Origin of the sequence: Sphaerisporangium sp. NPDC088356 (assembly GCF_040685555.1) — a bacterium.
Lineage (GTDB): Bacteria > Actinomycetota > Actinomycetes > Streptosporangiales > Streptosporangiaceae > Sphaerisporangium.
Genome location: NZ_JBFBIK010000218.1, coordinates 1 through 4,894, shown reverse-complemented (window position 1 = coordinate 4,894; position 4,894 = coordinate 1). Strand labels below are relative to the sequence as shown.

General features: G+C 71.4%; 5 protein-coding genes and 1 riboswitch. Of the genes, 2 read left to right on the top strand and 3 right to left on the bottom strand.

Annotated features, from left to right (window positions below; all coding sequences use genetic code 11):
* Together AB0O34_RS36085 and AB0O34_RS36080 are read right to left on the bottom strand one after the other, a co-directional pair.
* The coding region (locus tag AB0O34_RS36085) for a CHAP domain-containing protein (RefSeq protein ID WP_363923376.1) at window positions 1–676 on the bottom strand (676 nt) is incomplete at its 3' end.
* Between the two features lie 14 nt (window positions 677–690).
* A riboswitch (cyclic di-AMP (ydaO/yuaA leader) is annotated at window positions 691–840 on the bottom strand.
* Window positions 841–1,651: 811 nt separating this feature from the next.
* A complete protein-coding gene (locus AB0O34_RS36080) occupies window positions 1,652–1,834 on the bottom strand; it encodes a hypothetical protein (protein ID WP_363923374.1) in 183 nt (60 codons plus the stop codon).
* Window positions 1,835–2,006: 172 nt separating this feature from the next.
* Between AB0O34_RS36080 and AB0O34_RS36075 the strand changes: the two genes are divergently transcribed.
* Both AB0O34_RS36075 and AB0O34_RS36070 read left to right on the top strand, forming a co-directional pair.
* Window positions 2,007–3,026 (top strand): hypothetical protein, encoded by a 1,020-nt coding sequence (locus AB0O34_RS36075; RefSeq protein WP_363923372.1) that lies wholly within the window; start codon window positions 2,007–2,009, stop codon window positions 3,024–3,026.
* Window positions 3,027–3,040: 14 nt separating this feature from the next.
* Window positions 3,041–4,339, top strand: coding sequence for a DUF6716 putative glycosyltransferase (locus AB0O34_RS36070; RefSeq protein WP_363923370.1), 1,299 nt, complete (start codon window positions 3,041–3,043; stop codon window positions 4,337–4,339).
* A gap of 116 nt (window positions 4,340–4,455) precedes the next feature.
* Here AB0O34_RS36070 and AB0O34_RS36065 read toward each other — a convergent pair whose 3' ends face one another.
* Complete coding sequence (locus tag AB0O34_RS36065; RefSeq protein ID WP_363923368.1) at window positions 4,456–4,719, bottom strand: hypothetical protein; 264 nt, start codon at window positions 4,717–4,719, stop codon at window positions 4,456–4,458.
* Window positions 4,720–4,894: the final 175 nt, after the last annotated feature.

The window sequence follows — 4,894 nt, the reverse complement described above, 5'->3', positions numbered from 1 at the left end:
CGCCCGGGCCACGCTGGAGGCGATCTGCTACCAGACGCGCGACGTCGTGGAGGCCTCGGATCTCGACCGCGCCCTTGCCGGCGTTGCCTTCGACGGTCTTGATCGTCCCGTCGCCGTTGTCCTTGATGACGAAGCCGACGTGGTCGATGTTGTCGAGGCTCTTGCTGCGGCCCCAGTCGAAGAAGACGACCGCGCCGGGCTTCGGAGTGCTGCCCCAGCGGTCGTGGGACGCGAACCACTTGGCGTGCGCGACGGTGTAGGCGTCGGTGCCGACGGTGTCCTGCATGCCGGCCTGGGCGCCGACCCAGGAGACGAACATGTCGCACCAGGCGGCGTCGGAGTACCCGGCGATGGTGCCGCCGTCACGGGCCACGGTCTCCCTGGCCCTTGAGGAGTCCATGTACCAGGAGTGGAACTTGGTGCCGCCGCCCGCGCTGTTCTCGGAGATGCCGACCTGTCGTTCCGCGATCTTCAGGAGCTGCTCGGCGGAGACCTGCTTCGCGGTTTCCGGGGCCTTAGCGGTCTCGGCGCTCGCGAGGTTGTGGGTCGCGTCGTCGGCCGAGGCGGCGTGGGCCGCGAGGGTCATGCCCGCCACTGCCTGGGCGACGACGAGGCCGCCGAAGGTGAAGGCTTTGAGATGGTTCTTCGGGGCGTCCAGAAGCCTATGTATCGACATTGACAAGGGGATACTCCTTCTTCCAAGCCGCCTACCGGGTTAGCTGACGGGTTCGGGCGTGGAAGTTCGCCCTACGGGAGCGTCCGTGGGAGTGACGGTCCCGATTCACCCCAGAGGAGGTGGGTCCCCGGCTCCGCGCGATGCGGACTCGGCGTAGCGCGTACCGGCGGGAGAGGGATCTCCGCAGAGGACCGAGCCGCGCTGTGCAATCTCCACGGCACGAGCTGGGTACTCAAACAGGCAGTACCTGTACCAGGAGTCCACTCAGAGTAATACATCGGACAAACAGATGCAAACAGGACAAACCTCCGGGCTGTGACGGGGACCGGGAGGGCAAACACCGCTTGACCGCGCCGGGGCGGGTGGCCTTTGGATCGGGGTTTACCTGCCTTGACCTGGGTACGGAGGAGCCCTCCGGTCGCCGGGTGCCAGGCCGGCCGCGCCGGTGCGGCGCTCGGGGGCCGCCGGGCGAAAGTGATAGTTGTGGTGCTTCACGCCCCTGGTGTCAAGTGGGCTGATGTGACGCATGGTGCCTGAGGCGTGACCGTGGCGAAGCCGGTCGCGCCGTGAGGCCTTGAGTTCGCGCGAGTAAAGCACTTCACGGCGGTGAATGCCGTTGACGGTGAATACCGGTATTCTCGGCCCGCGTTATGCGAACGAGACCACGGTCACGTACTCCATCCGGCCCGGCACGGGCGTCCTGTCCGTGTGCGGCGTAGCGCGAACTGGACGGGCGAGGCGTTCGGCGCCCGCGGCGAACGGCGACGTGCTGCCGACCCTGTGACCAGGTACGGCATCACCCTGGACGGTGACCGGCCACCCGCACGGACAGGCGCCATCGGCGCAGCGAAATCCCGGCATCGCCCATGGTGGAGCCTGAACGGGAGAAAGCCCCTACGAGAACGCTTAATTGACGAGATATAGCTCTATTCTGTCATATGTACGGCTAGGCTGACCGGAATTACTTATTCGTCGTCAAGTCTGGTAAAAGGCGGAGAACACGGGTGGTTGGAGGATCCTCGTGCCGTTGGCCACCGTGGCCACGCTCGCCGTGGTGGGCAGCGTCACCGTCCCCTCCGCCCCCGTCGCGAGGACGAGGCCGCCCCCGGCCATAGTGATCACGTACGCCGACTGGGCGAAGGTCTTCCGCCCCCTCACCGAGCCCCGCCGGGACGGTCACCGGCACCGCCGGGAGACCTATCGGCACGCGCCGGCCGCGACCGCATCGAGAACAGCGAGACCTGGCTGATCCACCGTTGTCCTCCGTTCACCGGTTGTTACCCCGCGTGTCGGGTCACCCGGTTACGTTGCTCGCGTCGTGAAAGTGTCAATGCCCGGCGTGGAGAGGAACGGTCGAAGCCACGTGCGGGAGCAGGGGTCGGCCGTCGCCTGGGTGGAGTCGCCCCTCCAGTTGCTGTGCGCCGTCGAGGCGCGGTACGCCGGGGTCGTCGGGCCGGGCACGCGCGTGGTGACCCGCGCCAAGCTTCCCGGACTCCGCGTCACCCGCGCGGAGCTGGCCGCCCTCGACCTGCCGGGCGGGCTCGAGATCGAGACCGCCGAGGGCGCGATGCCCCGTCCCGGGCGCGACGCCACCTGGGTACTCGGCGACGCCTTCTCCGGCAGGATGCAGCTCACCTCGCTCACCGCCGCCCCGGGGCGGGTGGTCCTGGTGGACGACGGCCTGGCCACGATCCGCCTCCTTGAGCTGCTCACCGCCAGGCTCGGCACCCCGCTCCTGCGCGCCCGAGCCAAGGCGAGCCCGATGCGCCGGATCCTCGGGGCCGCCGCCGCGATCCGGCTGCGCGCCGCCGCCCGGGCCGGACGGCTCACGGTGTTCACCGCCCTGCCCGTGCCCGCGGAGCTGGCCAAGTCCGTACGGGAGCTCGGGGCCGAGCTGGTGACCCACGACTTCGCCTGGCTGCGCTCCCAGCCCGCGGTCGCCCATCCGCGTCCCCCCGAGAGCACGGTCGTCCTCGGCACGTCGCTGGTGCGCAACGGGCTGATCCACCGCGACCGCTACCTCGACTGGCTGTTCGCGCTCCAGGGGCCGCTGGCCTACTACCCGCACAGGCGGGAGGACCCCGGTGACCTCGCGGCGGTCCGCGGCCACCCCGGCGTCACCGTGTACGACGGCGGGGTCCCGGTCGAGATGACCCTGCGGGACCTGCGGCCGGGGCAGCGCGTGCTCAGCCTGCCCTCCACGGCGGTCACCTCGCTGCGCGTCCTGCTGTCGGCGCGCGGCGTCCCCGTCGAGACCGTGGAGGTCCCCGACGACTGGTGGACGCCCTCGGCGACGGTCTCGCTCCGATCACACCTCCAGATGTTCGCGCACGAAAGGGCTTCTCCTTGAGCCGGGTTCTCGCTGTGGCCGATTCGGACTCTTACCTGAAGTGGGCGGCGGGCCTCCTCGACCAGCTGCCCGCCGGGTGGGCGTCGACGCTGGCCGTCGTGCGCACGCCGATCGTGCCCTCCCCGGGCCAGATCGCCGCCGCCGTCAGCGGGACGCGGTTCGACGCCGGGGAGCCGCCTTCTGTGGTGCACGCGCGGGGGCTGCGCCGCCTCGCCGAGCGGGTCAGGCCGGACGCCGTGCTGGTCGCCTGCACAGGGCCTGTCGTGGACGTGCTGGTGAGCGAGGTCTTCGACGGGCTGAGCCCTCGCCCGGTATTCGTGTCGGGCCTTCCCGGCATCTCGATCCCCGCGACGGAGAAGGCCTGGCTGTACCGGGGCGGATGTGACCTGTTCGTCGTGCACAGCGGCAGGGAGGTCGAGGAGTTCGCCCGCATCGGCAAGGAGCTGGGGGCCGAGGGCTCGGTGGCGCTCGCCCGCCTGCCCTACCTCGACCAGGCCCCCGCGCGCTCCGCCCCCGCCGACCAGCTGGTCTTCCCCTCGACGGCCGCACGGCCGGGCCCCCCGCCGTTCACCGCGCAAGCCGTGCCGCCCCCGGCCGGCCAGGCCGTGGAGGAGGAGCGCGGGAGCAGGGTGGTGTTCGCGACCCAGGCGAAGGTGCCGAAGCGGCGCGAGGACCGGGAGAGCATCCTGCTGGCCCTGGCCGGGCTCGCCGCCGCCCGCCCCGACCTGGACGTCGTGGTCAAGCTCCGGGCCCTTGAGGCCGAGCGCCAGACCCACAACGAGCGCTACCACTACGAGCGGCTGTGGCGGGGGCTCGTCGAGACCGGTGCGGTGCGCGACGGCGCCGTGAGGTTCGCGGCGGGCGCGATGCGCGAGCACCTCGACCAGGCGGCGGCGTTCGTGACGGTCAGCTCCACGGCCGCCCTTGAGGCGATCGCGGGGAAGGTCCCGCTGCTGGTGCTCTCCGACTTCGGGGTGAGCGCCGAGATGATCAACCTGGTGTTCGAGGACAGCGGGTGCCTCGGCACCCTCGCGGAGCTCACGCGCGGCGACTTCCGGCAGCCCGCCGCCGCGTGGCGCGACGCCAACTACTTCCACGACCCGGCCGTGAGCGACTGGGTGGTCAAGCTAGCCGGGCTGGTGGACCGGGCGCGCACCGGCGGGCTGGCCCCGGTCCGGCCGCTGCTCGACGGCTCCGGGCACGCCGCCGCTCGCCGCCGCGCCCGCCTCCGCGTCGAGGTCCCGCCGGAGGTGCTGCGCGTCGGCTACCGCGCCGGCCGCCGCGTCCGCCGCTACCTGAAGGCACTCGGTTAGTCTCCACATTTCGAAAGACGCGATGCCGGGGCCTTCCCGGCTCCGGCATCGCGAATGCCCCTGAAGAAGATCGCCGAAGCCCTCACCGCCACCGGCTGACAGCGAGGATCCGCCGGTCAGCGGGTGAGGGCGCGGCGCAGGCGGGTGGTCAGGCCCTTGGCCTTGGTGGGTTCGGGGGCGGGGATCAGGCCGACGGAGGCCAGGCGGCGGTTCTTGAAGTAGCGGGCCTCGGCGCCGTGGGTCTCGATGTAGCGGGCGGCCGGCTCGCGCAGCCCGGGGTACGACTCGCTCTGCATGCAGAAGCCCACGGCGTCGACCAGCCCGGCGAGGTCGGCCTGCGGCGGGCCGGTGATCGAGCCGTCCGGGGCGAGGCGGGGCACCGTGGCGTCGACGATCGTGACCGGGATCCGGTTGCCGCGGCGAGCGTCATCGCTCCGAAGAGCGTCGAGCTGTAGAAGACCTGGGTCACGGGAAGCTCTCCTCGGGCTCTTTGGGGTGCCGGGGGAGCAGCGGGGCGGCGCGCTCCGGCTCCAGCCCCGATCCCGCCACCAGGCT

Bases quoted from the DNA above. Each gene is read 5' to 3' on its own strand.
- AB0O34_RS36075 (WP_363923372.1), top strand. From the start codon at position 2,007: ATGCCCGGCGTGGAGAGGAACGGTCGAAGCCACGTGCGGGAGCAGGGG.